Raw genomic sequence first — 16825 nt, 5'->3', positions numbered from 1 at the left:
GATGACATGAAAACGACCACGATCTTTACCGCAGCACTGCTCGCCTGCCTGTCTGCCCCGGCTCACGCCCAGGACCTGCGGGGAAGCGAGGCCGGTGCCGTCATGAAACGCGAGTCCGACGTCCGGGACTACTACGAGCTGCAGCAGAGACTGAAGGAGTCGCGGGAGTCACGCCCGGAGGAGGCGGTTACCGACCGGACCGAGCCGGCGCCACAGCCTCCGGCCGACGGCGGCCAGCGGGTGTTCATCAGCCATATCGTCACCGATCCCTCGGAAATTCTCACGGAAGATGATCTGCGGCAGGTCGTCGCCCCACTGGAGGGAAAGGAGGTGAGTATCCGCGAGTTGCTGGCAATGGTGGACAGGATCAATGATCTCTATCGCCAGAAAGGATACCTGACCGCCCGCGCCGTGCTTCCTCCGCAAAAGGTTGAGAGGGGAACGGTCAGGATCAGGCTGGTGGAGGGACGCGTCGGCAGGATCTCGGTTGGGGGCAATCGCCATACCCGGGACTGGTTCGTTACGTCACGACTGCACCTTCGGGAGGGGGACCTGGTCCGGCTGGACACCCTCGAAAACGACCTCTTCCGTTTCAATGCCATCAACGACGTCAAGCTTCGGGCAGAGGTCAAGCCGGGCACAGCCACCGGCACCACCGACCTGATCCTCAGGACTCAGGAGCCCGACAACTACCGCGTGGTAGCTTTCGCCGACAATGGAGGAGGCAGGTACATCGGCCAGGAGCGGCTGGGGCTCACTCTGCAGGACCTGAGCCTGCTGGGGATTCGTGATCCCCTCACCGTCGGGGGGACCGTGGCGGACGGCACCCTCTCTGCTCATGCTTCATACAGCCTCCCCCTCACCCCGGTCGGTACCCGGCTCGGCGTCACCTACGACTACACCAGTATCTGGATTACTTCGGGGCCCTTCGAGTCACTTGACGTGGATGGGACCTCTTCCGACCTGGGACTCACTCTCAGTCAGCCCTTTGCACTCAGTCCAGCCCTGAGCGTCACCACTTTTGCCGGGTTCAACTGGAAAAAATCGACCACAGACTTCGGCGGCGACACCATCTTCGAAAACAGAACCAGGACCCTTACCCTGGGTGGTGACCTGCTTGCCATCGACGGCTACGGCACCTGGTTCACCCGGCACGTCCTTACCCAGGGATTCCACGACTTCGGCGGCGACCGGAGCTTTTTCAAATACAATGGAGATCTGGTCAGGACTTTCATTCTGCCTGACGATTTTTCGGCCCTGGTGCGGGCAAGCGGCCAGGTATCTGGCAATCACCTGCTCCCCTCTTCCGAACAATTTCAGCTCGGCGGCATAGCCACTGTCAGGGGGTTCTACGAGGGACTCCTCATCGGCGACGACGGCTACTTCGTCAGTGCGGAACTGACCCTTCCCCTCTTCCCGGCAGACGCATCCGTCTACGATGTCCGGCTTAGCCCCCTGCTCAGGGGAGCGATCTTCTTCGATCACGGCGGCGCCTTTCCGTACAAGGGAAGCGGCGAATCCATCGATCACAATGATTTTCTCTCCAGCGCCGGCTTCGGCTTCATCCTGAATCTGGCCAAGTATCTCACGGGACGGATCGACTTCGGCTTCCCCGTTGGTGAACGCGATCCCGATCCGGGGACTGTCAGGGTTCACTTCTCCCTCAGCTCCGAAATTCTCTGAGAAACGGAGACCGTCCTACAACGAAAAAGGGAGCCGCAGGGCTCCCTTTTTCGTTGCGTATGAAGCATTCTCTCCCATCAGGGGGTTCCGCTTTTCGTGATCAGCATGACTCCGACGCAGACCATAATCGTGCCGGTCCAGCGAAGAGGAGAAACGGTCTCGCCGAGAAACCACTGGGAAAGGAACGCCACGAGGACGTAATTGAGGGCCTGCATGGGGAGGGCAACGGACAGGTCTTCCCAGGAGAGGACCGCTAGCCAGAGGAAGAAGAAGATCGCCAGCATGGCGGTGCCGAAAATCAGCTTCGGCGAGGTAAGGGCCTGCCCGGCTACATTGAGGATACCCCGCAGGTTCATGGCCGACAGGTCACCGAGTTCCTTCATCCCCTTGGCGAGGAGGATGTCGCCGATGGTACCGGCCGACACAGCCATGAGCATAATGATTACTGTTTTAAACATAGGTCTTGACCTCTCCCCGGTAGTTGCCGAGCTCTATGCCGAGCTCCTTCAGACGCCCCTTGACCCGGGGGCTCATGAGAGCCGCCAGTTCCTCCTCGTGCCGGTAGTCCGGCATCCGGCGCGTAATCTCGGCGCAGGGGAGGCAGCCGGGATGAAAGTAGAGCTCCGTGGTTCCGTCTTCAAGGGTATCGAGCACCCGAAGCAGGTACTCCTCGGTCATTCGGCCCGAATTGAGGAGCCCCTTCACCTCCTGCGCATAGCCGATGCCCAGGTGGTCGAGAATGGGCCGGCACCGGCCGGCGAGCTTCGAGAAGATAAAGGCGTCCACCATCTTGCCGAACCTGCGTTCCCGATCCAGGGTAAGGTTTGCCCGCAGGTTTTCCCGACAGAGGCGGAAGGTGGTGATGCCGTGCTTGCGCATGAGCCCGCAAAGGAGGTCGAAGACCACCGGGTGCATATGGATGTTCAGGTGGCCGTCCACATGAGAGAGCGGCAGGCCGGTCTGGAGAAAACGGACGATCTGGGCCTCGATCTCACGATAGAGTTGCTTGCGGAACGAGCGGATGAAGAAATAGCGCATCCCCGTCTGGACCGGATCGTCGCTGAAAGCCCCCTTGCTGTCGCAGATGGAGGGGAAACCGCCGTGCTCCCCCACTGCCCGCCCTTGAACGAGGGTCAGGTGGAGCCCCACGTGGAGTCCCGGGTTGGCCTTTGCCAAATGGACCGCCTCGTGGAATGCGTCGCCCCCCACCATGAGCGAGGCCGAGGTGAGGATTCCCTCCTGCCATGCCTTGATGACGGCGCGGTTGACCCCGTCGGAGAGGCCGAAATCGTCTGCATTGATGATGACGCGTTTCATGGGGTCGGAATCAGCAGGAATGGCCCGCGGCCTTGCGTTTTTTCATGTATTCCAGATACTGTTTCCCTTCCTTTAGCCGCTTGCGACGCTCTTCGCCGTCGGTGATCATCTTCATGACCGTCCGGAGAATAAACTTGGGGCGGAAGTAGAACTTGTCGTAGAACTCCTCCACGGCATTGAAGATCTCCGCATTGGAGAGGTGGGGATAGTTGATGACGCACATCTGGTGGCCCGTATCGTCAATGTAGGCGTCGGAGGCGATCCATCCCTCCTGCCGGCACAGGTCCCAGAACTCGGTGCCCGGATAGGGCGAGGCCAGGGAGGCCTGAATGGAGTTGAGATCCAGGGCCTTGGCGAACTCGATGGTCTCCCTGATGGTGTCCCGCGTCTCACCGGGGAGCCCCATGATGAAGGCGCCGTGCACGGAGAGACCAAGCTTCTTGCAGTTCCTGGTGAACTCGATGGCCTGCTCCTTGGTGACCCCTTTCTTGATGTTCTTCAGGATCTGCTCGTTCCCCGTCTCGTAGCCGACGACCACGTGGCGCAGACCCGCCTCGCGCATGATCTTGAGGGTCTCGTAGTCGCAATTGGCCCGGGCGTTGATGGTCCACGAGATGCCCAGCGGCTTCAGTTTGGCCGCCACTTCCCGGGCATGGCGCCGGTCCGCGGTGAACGTATCGTCGTCAAAGGAGAGCTCACGCATCTCGGGGATGTTGTCGACGATCCATTTCACCTCTTCGTAGACGTTTTGGGGGCTGCGGGTCCGCATGGCGCGCCCGGAAAAGGTCTGGGGCCAGAGACAGTAGATACACTTGGACGGACAGCCGCGGCTGGAGTAGATGGATACGTAGGGGTTCTTGAAGTGGGGGATGACATACTCGGCAATCGGCAAATCCCGCTTGTAAACCGGTGCCACGAACGGTAGCGCGTCCAGGTCCTGAATTGGGGGACGGTCGGGGGTATGGTGGATGGCGCCGTTTTTCCAGAAGCTGATCCCGTCGACCTTTTCCCACTCGCGCCCTTCGCAGAGTTCTTTGGTGGTATAGTCGAACTCGCCGCGGCAGACGATATCTATGACCCCTTCCCCCTGCCGGAGCGACTCTTCCGGGAGGACCGTCACGTGGGGGCCGGTCAGGACAGTCACCGTAGCCGGCTTGCGCTCCTTGATCCGGTGGGCGGTTTCGATGTCCAGGGAAAGCGTGGGGGTGGAAGTATACATCACCACCATGTCATACTCAGCGGCAATGGCGAGACAGGCGTCCAGATCGAAGCGCTGCACCGGCGCGTCCACCACGCGGGATCCTTCGATCATACCGGCCGGAAAGCAGAGCCACGTGGGATACCAGAAGGAGGTTACCTCACGGGAGGCCTGGTAGCGGGCGCCAGCGCCGCCGTCGAAATCTTCGTAGGTTGGGGGGTTGAGAAACAGGGGCTTCATGGATGCTCCTCTGCGCGCGGGACTGACATATCCGCATGAATAAACTGGCAGAATAGAGCCATGCAGCGGCAAAGTCAAGGCTTATGGAATAACGTCCGGCTGGGCGTGGTCAGGCGACTTCGCCCAGTTGGGTTGCCCAGTTGCAGGCATCCATCTGGACAGGGGCGAGACGCTCCATGGAGAGCTGGAACTGCTCAAAGCTGGAAGCGATGTTCTCGAAATCGTCCTTTTCGATCTTCTCCACCAAGGTAAGGAGCTCTCCCAGTTCCCCGGTCCGGGAAAGCAGAGCTTCCCGCACGTCGTTATCCAGATTGAGAGGGGCAAGGACCTCGTCCATGGATACCTTGAGCAGGGCGTCGGCCAAGGACAGGATACCGGTCATGAAGGCGCGGTCGGGGTAGTCCCGATCCAGCCGGGCAGCGGGCTGCTCCGAGATGATGAGTTCCATGAGACGGGCACGGGTAGCAGCCATGACCAGCAGAGGGTTGTCCCCTCCCCCCTGGGCGTTGTTGGCGAAGAGCGCCATCATGGCCCAGCGCCGCAACTGGTGGTAGCCGAGCACCATGATCGCGTGGCGAAGCGAGGTGATCCTGTCCTTAAGGCCAACGGCGACGGAATTAACGAGTCGCAGGAGATTGAGGACCAGATTCGGGTTCTGCTTGAAGGTCTCCTCCAGTTCGCCCAGTTCAACCTCCGCCACCAACTGGTTGAAAAGCTTGACGATAGCCAGCCGCCCCACGTCGACACGGGTGCGGGTGAGCACCACCGGGCGGGCGAAATAGTAGCCCTGGAAATAGGTAAAGCCGAGGTCGGCGCATCGCTCGTACTGTTCCACCGTCTCCACCTTTTCGGCCAGGAGCTTGGTGTTCCACTTCCTCAGGGTTTCCACTTCCGAGGCAAGGTTTTCCATGCCGGTTCTGAACAGGTCAACCTTGATCACATCGACGAGATGGTAGAGTGGTTCATAAACCGGTTCGTAAATATGGTCGTCAAGGGCCAGGGAAAAACCCTTCTCTCGCAACTCGTGGCAACGGCTGATAACGGTTTCGGTAATCGGCACATGCTCCAGAAGCTCGATGACCACCTTTTCGGGAGGAAGAAGCTCCAGTGCCTCGCTCATGAGGACATCGGCGTTGACGTTGATAAACCCCTTGTGCTTGCCGAGAATCTCGCGGAAGCCGAAACTGGAGAGCGCATCGAAAATGACGCTGGCGCTGGCCTGGAGATAGTCGGTCACATTGGCATGGAGAGAGTCGGCTGACCGGAACAGAAGTTCGAAGCCGTAGAGCCGTTGCTCCCGATCAAGGATTGGTTGTCTGCCCAGAAAAAACTTTTCTTCCGCCATATGTTCACTCCACCATGTATACGCCGTGCTTGGGCCAAGCTTAACCCTTTATCGACGAAACATCAAGGCACCTTATGCCGTGCGCCCGTCTCCGCTCCACCCGGGTGCCGCTTCCCCACTCACTTCACTACCAATCGTAAAGGAAAAGGTCGCTCCCTTGCCGGGTTCCGACTCCGCCCATACCCGTCCCCCGTGACGTTGAATAATGTTGTGGACGATGGCGAGCCCCACGCCGGTCCCCTCAAACTCCTCGCTCTTGTGATAGCGCTGGAAGACGCCGAACAGTTTATCCGCGTAGGCATGATCAAAACCGACGCCATTGTCGGTCACCGAGTAGACCGTCTCGCCATCCACACTGCGGCTGGTCACCGCAATGTTCGCCGGTGAGCGCCCCCCGCTGAACTTAAGAGCATTACTCAGCAGATTGATTACCACTTGCCTCAACAGCTTGGGGTCGGCTTGGCACTGCGGCAGCGGCGCCACCTCGAACACAACGTTTCGCGGTTCTCCATCGGACATCAGCGACTCGAACACCTCTCTGAACAGCAGACCCATATCAACCGTTTCACGCTCGAGCGGCTGGCGCGAAAGACGCGAAAAGGCCAGCAGGTCGTCTATGAGCTGCCCCATGCGTCGGGCATTGTGAGACATGCGGACAAGGTACTTCCCGGCCTCTTCCGGCAACCGCTCCCGGAACTCTTCATTCAGGATCCCGCAAAACCCGTCGATGGCCCGCAATGGGGCGCGCAGGTCATGGGAAATGCTATAGGAAAACGACTCCATATCCTTGAGGGCTGCCTGCAGCTCTTCCGTCCTTGCAGCGACACGGCGCTCGAGATCTTCATTTATTGCCCTGATTTCCTCTGTCTGGACAAGAACCCTCGCGTCCAGTTCTTCATGCCAGGCCTGGAGTTGGTCAACCATGGCATTGAAGGTTCGGCCGAGGTCGGCCAGTTCGTCCGACCCAAGAACAGGTACCCGGGCCGACAGGTTGCCGCTTTCGATCTCCGCGCTCGTGCTCATGATCATTCGCAGCGGCCCCGTCAATGCCCGCGAAATAATCAGCGAGATAAGGCACACTATGAAGATGCCGAACAAGCTGAACCACAGAAACACCTGACGGTTTCTGTGGGCCGGGGCAAGGACTTCGGCTTTGTCCTTTTTGATGACGAGCCCCCAGGAACTGTCTGCCGACAGTGGTATGTGGCGGTAGGCGGCAAGAACCGGAACGTTCCGGTAATCGGTGTCGATAATGGTTCCCTCGCTCCCACCCTGGGCCAGTTGCAGGGCATTATCCCGAATCGTTGCCGGCACCGGCGAATCCGAGTCAGCGGCCATGCGCTGGATAAGACGGCCTGAAGCAGAATCGGCCAGGATCACCTCCCATGATTTGCCGAGCAGGGTCGCCATAGGGGTAGCGAGGATCGGCTTGAACACTGCGTCCGTGTTCAGCTCGATAACAAGGAGCGCCCGCGGCTCCCCGTGGTCGGACTGCTCGTAGCCAAGCTGGCGTACCACGTGAATGCGATCCTGAGTGCCGACAATTATGATGCTCTCATCAACTCCGGGACGGGCAGCAGTCTGAAGGTAAGAATAAGGAGTAACAGGGCCTGGGGGATGATTCCCCGCAGAGGCGATCGGAAGTCCGGTCACGGCATCAACGATGCTGATCGACTCATACTGGTACGTGTCGAGCAGGCTCGCCAGCCAGGTCGACACCGTTTTAGTCATCGCAGCAGAGGGGTTTGGGATATTGATGAGTGCCCTGACCACCGGATTGACCGCAACGATCCTGGCATCGCTCCGGCGCTCCTTGAGCCACGACTCGATCAGGATCTTTTTGGTGTCCGCAACCGTGCCGAGCGCCACGAACTCCTGGTCGATCATTTCCTCAATGCTCCCCTTGAACAGACCGTACGGAAGCCCATACAACTCTACCGACTGTACCGCCAGCAACACAACCGCGAACAGGGAACAGAAAATGAGGACCATTTTCCCGGCAATGCTTTTCCGCCAGGGGATGGAAGCGACTATGTCCCCTTGGAGATTACGGCGCATAGTCGAAGCGGGAGAGGTAATACTGTGTCGGCTTCTTCATCACATCCTCGACAATATCGTAGGTAAAACTGCCGATGAGAGCATCCTCAGCGGCGGCACGGGGCACCTTGCCGATTGACTTGAGGAACTCCTGCGCATCCAGAAGGAGGGATCGCTTACTGGTTAGAGAGCGGGACATTTTGGGCGAATAGCCGAGCTCTTCCAGATCGGCTCTGGCGCTTTTTGCATACTCCCGCTCGCCCACTTGGGGTTTGGCTCCGGTCAATGCCTCAGTTGCTGCGATGTTCCATCTGACCGCAGTAATGACATGGGACCGGTCAACTTTGAACCAGTGCATCGCCCGCACCAGCGCGGCAGCGACCTGCCTGGCAGCCTCGGGATGCTGAGCGGTGAACTCCCTTGTGGAAACAAGGAACGAGATGCTTTGCTGCCGGCCGATGGCGCCGTAGCGATCCGGGTTCCTGCCGATGGTAAGTGACGGGGTGGGTTCCCAGGCGGCAAACGCATCGACGTGGCCGTTCCGTAGCGCATCGGGCATCAGGTTTACATCAAGGGGAACAAGAGCCACATCGCGCTCCGAAAGGCCGGCGCTGGAGAGGACCTTCAGCAGGGCGAAGTGGCCGGTCGTCGCAAATGCGTTCCCGATCCGCTTTCCCTTCAAGTCTTTCGCCGACAGCCCGCGAGGGCCCACAACCATGGCGTAATTCCGTTTGAGCTGACCGATAATGGACAGGGGGACGACGTTGACCGCCTCGATAAGAGGCATATCGGCCATGGTTGCAAAGTGGGCATCCCCCTTCTGGAGCATGGGAATGACATCGCCCCCCTTGCCGGCGGCGACGAATCGGAGCGACATCCCCCTCCGGGCCAGTTCGCGTCGCAAGATGCGATCGTGCTGCATTGCCTGGACGATTATCCCCCCCGGCGAGGCCAGCGGCTGGTAAGCCACGGTAACTTCCGCCTGCGGGCCGCGGGAAAGCTCGGCCGCTGCGACAGGGCCGGTCGAGCAGAGGCAAAAGGCCGACATCACCAGCAGGAATACCAGGAGCAGCCCAGAGAGTCGTCGTGGATTCATGGCAGCCTTTCACATTGCATAATCGAAGCGGTACAAGGGATAGCGCTTCGGATTGGCAAGAACCTGCTGGATTAAATCACGGTTAAAGCTGCGCTGGACCGTTTCCCACGATGCCCCAACCGGAAGGCGTCCAACCAGCTTGAGGAATTCGAATTGTTTGGCAAGAATAGAGCCCGGGTTCTCCGCACCTTTGGGCAGCAGCGGGACGGAAGGGATATCGATCAGATCGTTACGGGTAATGCGTGCGATGTCCGCTTCGGTTAAAGACGGCTCTTTGCCGGCGAACTCCCTCATCGTCCGGATCGTCCAAAAACTGGCGCGGCTCAGGTTCTTCCGGTCCCGTTCCAGCCAGTGAATTGCCCGAACGAGCGACGCGGCTAGCTCGCGGGCAATGTCCGGATGGGTCGTGACGAGATTCTGGGCAAGAACGAAATAGGAATTGCTCTTCTGGCGGAAAAGAATGGCGAAACGGTCCGGATAGCGGGAAAGGGCCGCGGTCGGTATGGGTTCCCAGGCGGCGAACGCGTCGATCCCGCCTTGGGCCAGGGCCTGGGGCATGGCGTCCACATCCATGGGTACGATGGTAACGTCGTGCTCCGTTAACCGGGCCGTGGCAAGCGCCTGCATCAGCGCATAATGGGAGGTCGAACCGATCGCATTGCCGATCCGTTTGCCGCGCAGATCGCTGACCATGGTCCCTTTGCGACCCACCACAACGGAATAGCTCTGCTTCACGATCCCCACGATGTGGAGCTTGGACTGGTAGCACGCCTCAATGGTAGGAAGGTCGGAAAACATGACGCCGTCGATCTGCCCGGCCCTGAGAAGCGGAAGCGCATCGCTTCCTTTGGCAAGGGTCTGAAAACGAATCTCCGTATTGAGCCTGTGCAGAGCCTTTGCCAGCAGGCGGTCCCGCTTGATCACCTCTCCCAGCACCGCGACGGGCACCGCTTGCGGGAAGTAGGCGAATGACACGACCGTGGTATCGCCTGGGGAGCCGGCTACACGCTCCGTAGGCCAAGCCGAAGAACAGAGCAGAAAGAAGAGCATAACAACGGCAAACCACTGCATGATGGACCTCGCGCGTGTCGGTAAAGGAGTCACCTGCTATCTGGGCGAGTCGGAATCATTATCACATAATAATCTACCGACCGGCTTTGTCCAGAAATGCGTAGCTCTCCGACAGGAAACGCGCTCACACTATCTGCTCGTTACTCCCAATTCAACTACAGTGCCGGATAACGTCCGCAGCAATGGATTCCAAAGGCAGCACCTTGACCGTACCACCGCGTTTGATGGCTTCGTTGGGCATGCCGAACACCACGCAGCTCGCTTCGTCCTGGGCAATGGTCATGGCACCGGCATCCTTCATCTCGCGCATGCCGCTGGCGCCGTCGTCTCCCATGCCGGTCATAATGACTCCCACAGCGTTCTTGCCGGCATACCGGGCCGCCGAACGGAACAGAACATCCACCGAGGGGCGATGGCGGGAAACGAGTGGTCCGTCCTTTATCTCTACATAGTACCGGGCGCCGCTCCGCTTGAGGAGCATGTGCCGGTTGCCCGGGGCGATGAGGGCTCTGCCGCGGATCACCGAATCATTATCGGCGGCCTCCTTGACCGAGATGCGACAGATACCGTCGAGCCTCTGGGCAAAGGCCCGGGTGAACCCTTCGGGCATGTGCTGAACAATGACGATGGGCGGACAATCGGCGGGAAAAGACTCCAGGAAGACGCGCAATGCCTCGGTACCGCCAGTGGAGGCCCCCACCACCACAACTCTCTCCGTAGTCTGGATCATGGCGCGGGAGGCCGGCTTCTCAAGAATAACGTCGGCACTGAGCTTTGGGGCAACGGCGTGGGGACGGGCTGGTATCTTTCTCAGCCTCGCCTGGCTGGCAGCCTTGATAGCATCGCAGATCCTGACCCGGGACTCCTCGAGAAACTGCTTTGTGCCGAGTTTCGGTTTCTGGATGATCTCCACCGCCCCGTACTCAAGGGCTTTCATGGCCGTTTCAGAGCCATTCTCGGTCAGCGTGGAGCACATGACCACTGGAATCGGATGCTGGCTCATTATCTTCTGGAGGAAGGTGATGCCGTCCATGCGCGGCATCTCCACATCCAGGGTAATGACGTCCGGCACGTCGCTCTTCATCCGCTCCGCTGCGATAAAGGGATCCGCAGCCGTGGCCATTACCTCGATCTGAGGATCCGAGGCGAGAATATCCGCCATGGTCTGACGCACCACTGCTGAATCATCAACAATCAGTACTTTGATTTTCTTCATGAATCCGCCCACCCCGGCCTTTTTCGGCTCAACTGTCCGCCTCGGTGCGGTTCAACCGTTTGAGCAGCACCTCACCCGTATGGGTATAGAAGAAGAGCTTGCGGCCCCGGGTTCCTCCCACATCTGCCGCAGCAACCTCAAGTCCTTCGGCCGCAAGTACCTGTCGGGCAATGTCCACGTTGCGGCTGCCGACACCCGGCCGGCTTGCGGTCGCCCCCAGCATATCCGAACCGCCGAACAATTTCACTTGGAGCTGGCGCGGGGTTATTCCGCGTGACATGAACATCTCCAGCATTCGGATGATAGACGAGTCAACGTACCGAAAGACATCATCCCGCGGTCCGTCAGGCAACAGCGCATGACAGATGGCCGCCGTACGGGAGAATACATCGAACATCGTGACCGAAACACAGGACCCCAGCACGGTAGTTACCACAGTCGGCTTCGTGGCGAAATGGAACTCTCCCGGCTTCAGGTAGACATGGGGCAGCTTGGGATGCCGGGCGGTCATAGCGGTTTCCGGTACACGGTGGATGCCATCTGCACAAAGGGGACATCCAGCCCCGAAAGGGTCTCGGAATGCCCCATGAACAGATAGCCGCCCGGGATCAGCTGGCGGTAGAACTTGTTAAGCAGCCGCTCCTGCGTCGCCTTGTCGAAATAGATGACCACATTGCGGCAGAAAATGATGTCCATCGGCTCCCGCATACCGAAGTCGCCGTCCATGAAATTGAGGCGCCGGAACGTGATGCGATGGCGGAGCTGGGGTACGACCCGTACCAGTCCCTTCTGCTCTCCTTTCCCACGGAGCAGGTATTTGCGACGCAGCGACATGGGAACCGGATCGATCCGCTCTTCGTCATACACGGCGAGTCTGGCCTTGTCGAGAACGGTGGTACAGATATCGGTGGCGAGGATCGAAAAGGAAATATTCTGCTGCTCACTGAACTCCGAGAGAACCATCGCGAGAGTATAGGGCTCTTCGCCGCTGGAACAGCCGGCGCTCCAGATGGAAAGCGGCTTGCGCAGGCCGGCGCCGGTTCGCTCCATGAGTTCGGGCAGGGCTTGGGAGACCAGATAGTCGAAATGGGCAGGTTCGCGAAAAAAATCCGTCTTGTTGGTGGTTACGACATCGATCAGATGGACGAGCTCTGTCTCGGTACCGGTGCGGCTAAACAGATACTCCGAGTAGTCCTTGAACGAGCTGATCCCCAGCTTGCGCAACCGCTTCTGGAGCCGGGCCTCCAGCATAGTCTTTTTGACCGGCGGCATCTTAATGCCGCAGGTGTCATAGATAAACTCGCTGAATCGGGCAAACTCCCGGTCGGTCATAGCCGCCGTGGTAATCCTGTCAGTTGCAGCGCTGAACATCCCCCCTCCATCCATGATCCGGAAACCCGGTTTTTAGGCCGCTTCGCCCGACACCGAACCGGCAGTTGCAAGTTCGTCGCTGGTGAAAGTCCGATCGATATCAAGGATCATGATGAACTGTCCATCGTGTTTTCCCATACCGAGGATGAAATCGGTATTGAGCTTGGTTCCGATCCGGGGGGCAGGCTCGACCTGCCCCGGCTCCATTTCGAAAACTTCCTGCACTGAGTCGGCCAGGGCGCCGAGGACGAGCGTCTCGTGCTCATGGGCCACTTCAACAACGATGATGCAGGTATCGACGGTCGGCGCAGTCTCGGACATGCCGAATTTGAGCCTCAGGTCAACAACCGGCACCACGCTTCCCCGCAGGTTGATCACACCGCGCATGAACTGAGGAGTCTGCGGTACCTTGGTAATGGAGGTAAGCTCAAGGATCTCCCGAACCTTTGCCACGTCAACGGCAAACACCTCATCGTCAAGCTTGAAGGTAAGATACTGCCTGGTTTCGGTGATTGTAGTAACGCTCATGGTAACCCTCCGTAACGCATGGATGGCACAAGCTCCCTGGGCGGGAACAGCAGATATGCTCTCCCGACGAAAGAGTCTCGGGCCGGTGGATATCGCTTGGTTGTGATATCGGCGAATAATCGGAAATCTTTAGGCTTCTCAGGAAATTCCCGATAGTTCGCTACGGGATTCCTGATACCGGTTAGTCTCACCCAGTCGAAAGAAACTGACGGCATCAAGCAGCATGTCCGCCTGAGATGACAATTCCTGCGCCGTCGACGCCATCTGCTCGGAAGCCGAAGCATTCTGCTGAATCACGGCATCTAGCTGACGTATGGCCCGATTGATCTGGCCAACGCCGGTTTCCTGCTCGTGGCAGGCGGAGCTGATTCCCTGGACAAGCTCAGCCGTCTGGCGGATATCGGGAATAATGGCGCCGAACAGGGTGCCTGCCCGCTCAGCCACCTCGACGCTCGTTACCGAAAGCCGGCCGATCTCGGCCGCGGCCGACTGGCTCCGCTCCGCCAGTTTACGGACTTCACCGGCAACCACGGCAAACCCCTTCCCGTGGTCACCGGCCCGTGCCGCCTCAATGGCGGCGTTGAGCGCCAGCAGATTGGTTTGACGAGCTATCTCCTCAATCACCATGATCTTTCTGGAGATCTCCTTCATCAACGCCACGGTTTCCGTCACCGTTTCCCCCCCCGCGGCAGCATCGATGGAACTCCGGTTGGCAACATCTGCCGTTGTTTGGGCGTTCTGGACATTCGCCCGGATGGCGGAGCTTATCTGTTCCATGCTCGACGACGCATCTTCCGCAGCGGCAGCCTGCTCTGTGGCGGCCTCGGACAACTGGCAGGCGGTTCCCGACAGCTGGGATGCAGCTCCGGCCACAGCCTCGCTATCTCTGCATATCGACGTCACAACGTCCCGGAACCGCCCAACCATGGCATTGATTCCCACGGCCAACCGGCCAAGATCGTCTCGCGCACCAACGGGAGCATCCACGTTCAGGTTGCCGGTGGCAAGAGATTCGACCGCAGCGAGAATACGCGCGAGAGGCTTGGTAATGGAACGGGCAATGACAATCCCGAAAAAAAGCCCCAGTGTAACAGCTGCCACGATCAGTGCCGGTAGAACCCGTGAAAGCCGGGCATACTGCAGGCCGTTCGCATCTACGGTCTGCAAGGCCTGCTGGCGATCAAACTCCACCAGATCGGTTACCGCATCGGAAGCCCCGAAAAAGAGGGGCAGAATATCCTCTCGGGCATAGGAGGCCGCCGCTGACCGCACAGTGACATCTCCCGTCTCAAGGGCTCGCTTTTGCAGGTCAATAAGCCGCACTACTGCTTCGCGATACAGTGCAAACTCTTGCGCGAAGACCCCCAGGAGCCTGCGCTGCTCCGCGTCGGGCTCGTGACGTTCAAGTGCCTCTATGCCACCAGCAATGGTTTTGAGCCGTTGTTCGGCATCGTGTATGGCACGGCTCGCGGCATTTCCATTTTCGAGAAAATAGCGATCAAGGTCGTGGCGCAAGTAGAGCAAATCGTTCTTGAGCCCGGACACCAGAAGCACACGCCGCAATGCAAGCCCGTCGCGGTTGATGCCGGTGCTCAACACTCCCATGCCCCACAACCCGGCCGCCCCCACCAAAATGAGCCAGACGGTGAAGCAGGCCACATACAGCATCAATTTGGCATTGACGGAGAGATCGAGATAACGCTGCCAGAGGCTGAGCACTCTCGGCATCGGATAGCTCCTCCTTGTCTCTCATAATGAGTGCCGGTCACGAAAGCGACTCGCTGAGCCGCCAACACATGCCTACGTCAATCACTCAGAATTTTTCGAACTCGTTGTCCAGATGATCGTGGCCTGCCATATCCAGGGCAAAGCCGCCGGTAACAGAAGCACTCGTTCGGCCATAACCGTTGGCCGTGCCGTGAGGAGCCGCAGGGAGCCTGATGCTCGCCTTGGCGTTCGGTCGAGACGGCTTTGGCGCAATCTTACGTTTCATCTCTCCACCAATACTGAAGAAAGCGACCGTGTCCTGAAGCTGCTCGGCCTGCGACGAAAGCTCCTCAGCCGTGGACGACATTTCCTCCGCCGCCGAGGCATTCTGCTGGATCACCTGATCAAGCTGCTGGATGGCCTTGTTGATCTGCTCGGCACCCGTATCCTGTTCACGGCAGGCGGCGCTGATCTCCTGCACCAGTTCAGAGGTTCGCTGAATATCGGGCACGATGGTGGCAAGCAATTCGCCTGCCCTGACTGCAACCTCTACGCTCGAAGAAGAGAGCTCACTGATTTCGCCCGCTGCTTTCTGGCTTCTCTCAGCAAGCTTGCGTACCTCACTCGCCACCACGGCGAATCCTTTCCCGTGTTCGCCGGCACGCGCCGCCTCGATCGCCGCATTGAGCGCCAGCAGGTTAGTCTGCCGTGCAATCTCTTCAATGATGGAAATCTTCGATGCGATCTCCTTCATGGCTGACACGGTATTGCCGACCGCCTTCCCTCCCTCGATGGCGTCCGCCGCAGACTTGATGGCAATCCTCTCGGTCTGCGCCGCATTATCCGCATTCTGGCGGATATTGGACGACATCTGTTCCATGCTCGACGAGGCCTCCTCTGCCGAAGCAGCCTGCTCGGTGGCCCCCTGGCTCATCTCCTCGGACGTGGACGACAGTTGTTGACTGCCTGACGTGACGTTGTCGGCAGCTATCATGATATCCGCCACCACATCGCGCAGCTTGGTCACCATAGACGCAAGTGCCTTCATCAACTCGTCCCGCTCAGACCGCTCTTTAACCTCAACTGTCAGATTGCCGGCAGAGAGCTCTTGGGCGAGGGCGGTAATTGAATTCATAGCATCGATGAGACTGTTGAGATTGATCTTGATTTCGTTGAAATCTCCTTTGTATTCCGCCGTTATCTTCTCCGGTATATCACCGCGGCTGATACGATTAAGCGCCGTAGCAGTAACCTGTATCGGCTGCACAAAAGCGTCCACCAACTGGTTGATACCGGTCAGAAGCTCCCCCCAACCTCCACTGAAGGTTCGCGCATTGCCGCGCACGCTTAACCTGCCGTCACGAACCGCACCGATAAGTTCATCTGTTTCCTGACGCAGCCCTTTGAGCGTCTCAAGCATGCCGTGGAGGTTTCGGGCAAGAACGTCACGATCTGAACGGACAACAACCTCGACTGCCAGATCTCCTTCTGCCACACGCTCTGCCGTTGTAGCCAGAGACCGCAGGGAATCAATCATGTTCTTCATGGACTTCAGCAGTTGCCCCGCCTCATCCTCGCGGTCAGCAACAATCTCAATGGTCAAATCTCCCTCTGCAAGGCGATTGCTGGCTTCCATGGCGCGGACGAGCGGAAGCGTAATGCTCCGGGTAATGAAAAACGCGACGGCCACGCCTATCAAAACGGCTACAATCCCGAATCCGATTAGGACCATGGTCACCTTACCGACTGCGGCAACATTGTCGCGGCTATTGCCTAGAGCCTCATCCACCTGGCTCTTTTGAAGCTTCTCGACCTTTTCGATCAGTACCTCGTGGGCATTATCGAATTCTTTCATCAGAGGGTTACCCGCTCCAATTCCCTGCTCCATATAGACCTTGGCCATCTTGACGCCGCTGAGGTGAAAGGCGGTAAACGCAGCCTCCACATCATCCAACTCCTTCAATGCAACGGTGTCGTTCTCCTTGCGGAACATTTCACGAAACTTCGTTATTTCCC

Annotated in this window: 14 protein-coding genes (1 of these 14 cut by a window edge); 1 reads left to right on the top strand and 13 read right to left on the bottom strand. The window is 58.8% G+C overall.

Annotation, left to right across the window (positions count from 1 at the left end; translation table 11 throughout):
• Positions 1 to 6: 6 nt before the first annotated feature.
• Positions 7 to 1683, top strand: a complete 1677-nt coding sequence (locus GS_RS05775; protein WP_010941814.1) for a ShlB/FhaC/HecB family hemolysin secretion/activation protein — start codon at positions 7 to 9, stop codon at positions 1681 to 1683.
• 77 nt (positions 1684 to 1760) lie between these two features.
• Here the strand turns inward: GS_RS05775 and GS_RS05770 are convergent, their stop codons facing one another.
• The 13 genes from GS_RS05770 to GS_RS05710 form a co-directional block, all read right to left on the bottom strand.
• Complete coding sequence (locus GS_RS05770; RefSeq protein WP_010941813.1) at positions 1761 to 2141, bottom strand: EamA family transporter; 381 nt, start codon at positions 2139 to 2141, stop codon at positions 1761 to 1763.
• The gene (gene hpnK / locus GS_RS05765) at positions 2134 to 3000 is read right to left on the bottom strand and encodes a hopanoid biosynthesis-associated protein HpnK (RefSeq protein ID WP_010941812.1); all 867 of its coding nucleotides are present in this window, start codon (positions 2998 to 3000) and stop codon (positions 2134 to 2136) included. The genes GS_RS05770 and hpnK overlap by 8 nt, the downstream gene beginning before the upstream one ends.
• A 10-nt stretch (positions 3001 to 3010) precedes the next feature.
• Positions 3011 to 4438: a hopanoid biosynthesis associated radical SAM protein HpnJ gene (hpnJ, locus tag GS_RS05760; RefSeq protein WP_010941811.1), complete on the bottom strand. Its 1428-nt coding sequence runs from the start codon at positions 4436 to 4438 to the stop codon at positions 3011 to 3013.
• A 109-nt stretch (positions 4439 to 4547) separates the two neighbouring features.
• Complete coding sequence (locus GS_RS05755; protein WP_010941810.1) at positions 4548 to 5783, bottom strand: EAL and HDOD domain-containing protein; 1236 nt, start codon at positions 5781 to 5783, stop codon at positions 4548 to 4550.
• A 72-nt stretch (positions 5784 to 5855) separates the two neighbouring features.
• Complete coding sequence (locus GS_RS05750) at positions 5856 to 7841, bottom strand: ATP-binding protein (protein ID WP_235044983.1); 1986 nt, start codon at positions 7839 to 7841, stop codon at positions 5856 to 5858.
• Entirely contained in the window at positions 7831 to 8916 is a 1086-nt protein-coding gene (locus GS_RS05745) for an NrtA/SsuA/CpmA family ABC transporter substrate-binding protein (protein WP_235044982.1), read from the bottom strand. Before GS_RS05745 ends, GS_RS05750 begins: the two co-directional genes overlap by 11 nt.
• 9 nt (positions 8917 to 8925) lie before the next feature.
• Complete coding sequence (locus tag GS_RS05740) at positions 8926 to 9987, bottom strand: ABC transporter substrate-binding protein (protein ID WP_010941807.1); 1062 nt, start codon at positions 9985 to 9987, stop codon at positions 8926 to 8928.
• Between the two features lie 151 nt (positions 9988 to 10138).
• Positions 10139 to 11203: a protein-glutamate methylesterase/protein-glutamine glutaminase gene (locus tag GS_RS05735; protein WP_010941806.1), complete on the bottom strand. Its 1065-nt coding sequence runs from the start codon at positions 11201 to 11203 to the stop codon at positions 10139 to 10141.
• Between the two features lie 28 nt (positions 11204 to 11231).
• A complete protein-coding gene (locus tag GS_RS05730; protein WP_010941805.1) occupies positions 11232 to 11714 on the bottom strand; it encodes a chemotaxis protein CheD in 483 nt (160 codons plus the stop codon).
• Positions 11711 to 12574, bottom strand: coding sequence for a CheR family methyltransferase (locus GS_RS05725; RefSeq protein ID WP_010941804.1), 864 nt, complete (start codon positions 12572 to 12574; stop codon positions 11711 to 11713). Before GS_RS05725 ends, GS_RS05730 begins: the two co-directional genes overlap by 4 nt.
• Positions 12575 to 12607: 33 nt before the next feature.
• Entirely contained in the window at positions 12608 to 13102 is a 495-nt protein-coding gene (locus GS_RS05720; RefSeq protein WP_010941803.1) for a chemotaxis protein CheW, read from the bottom strand.
• 138 nt (positions 13103 to 13240) lie between these two features.
• Positions 13241 to 14830 (bottom strand): methyl-accepting chemotaxis protein, encoded by a 1590-nt coding sequence (locus GS_RS05715; RefSeq protein ID WP_010941802.1) that lies wholly within the window; start codon positions 14828 to 14830, stop codon positions 13241 to 13243.
• Positions 14831 to 14915: 85 nt separating this feature from the next.
• A protein-coding gene (locus tag GS_RS05710; protein ID WP_010941801.1) for a methyl-accepting chemotaxis protein crosses the window boundary here: on the bottom strand, positions 14916 to 16825 show its 3' portion. The gene runs 274 nt beyond the window's last position; 1910 of the gene's 2184 nt are visible here — the last part of the coding sequence; its start codon lies beyond the right edge, outside the window; the stop codon is at positions 14916 to 14918.

It is taken from the genome of Geobacter sulfurreducens PCA (assembly GCF_000007985.2).
Lineage (GTDB): Bacteria > Desulfobacterota > Desulfuromonadia > Geobacterales > Geobacteraceae > Geobacter > Geobacter sulfurreducens.
Note: the sequence above shows the minus strand (reverse complement) of the source record. Positions and strands in the feature narration are given on the sequence as shown.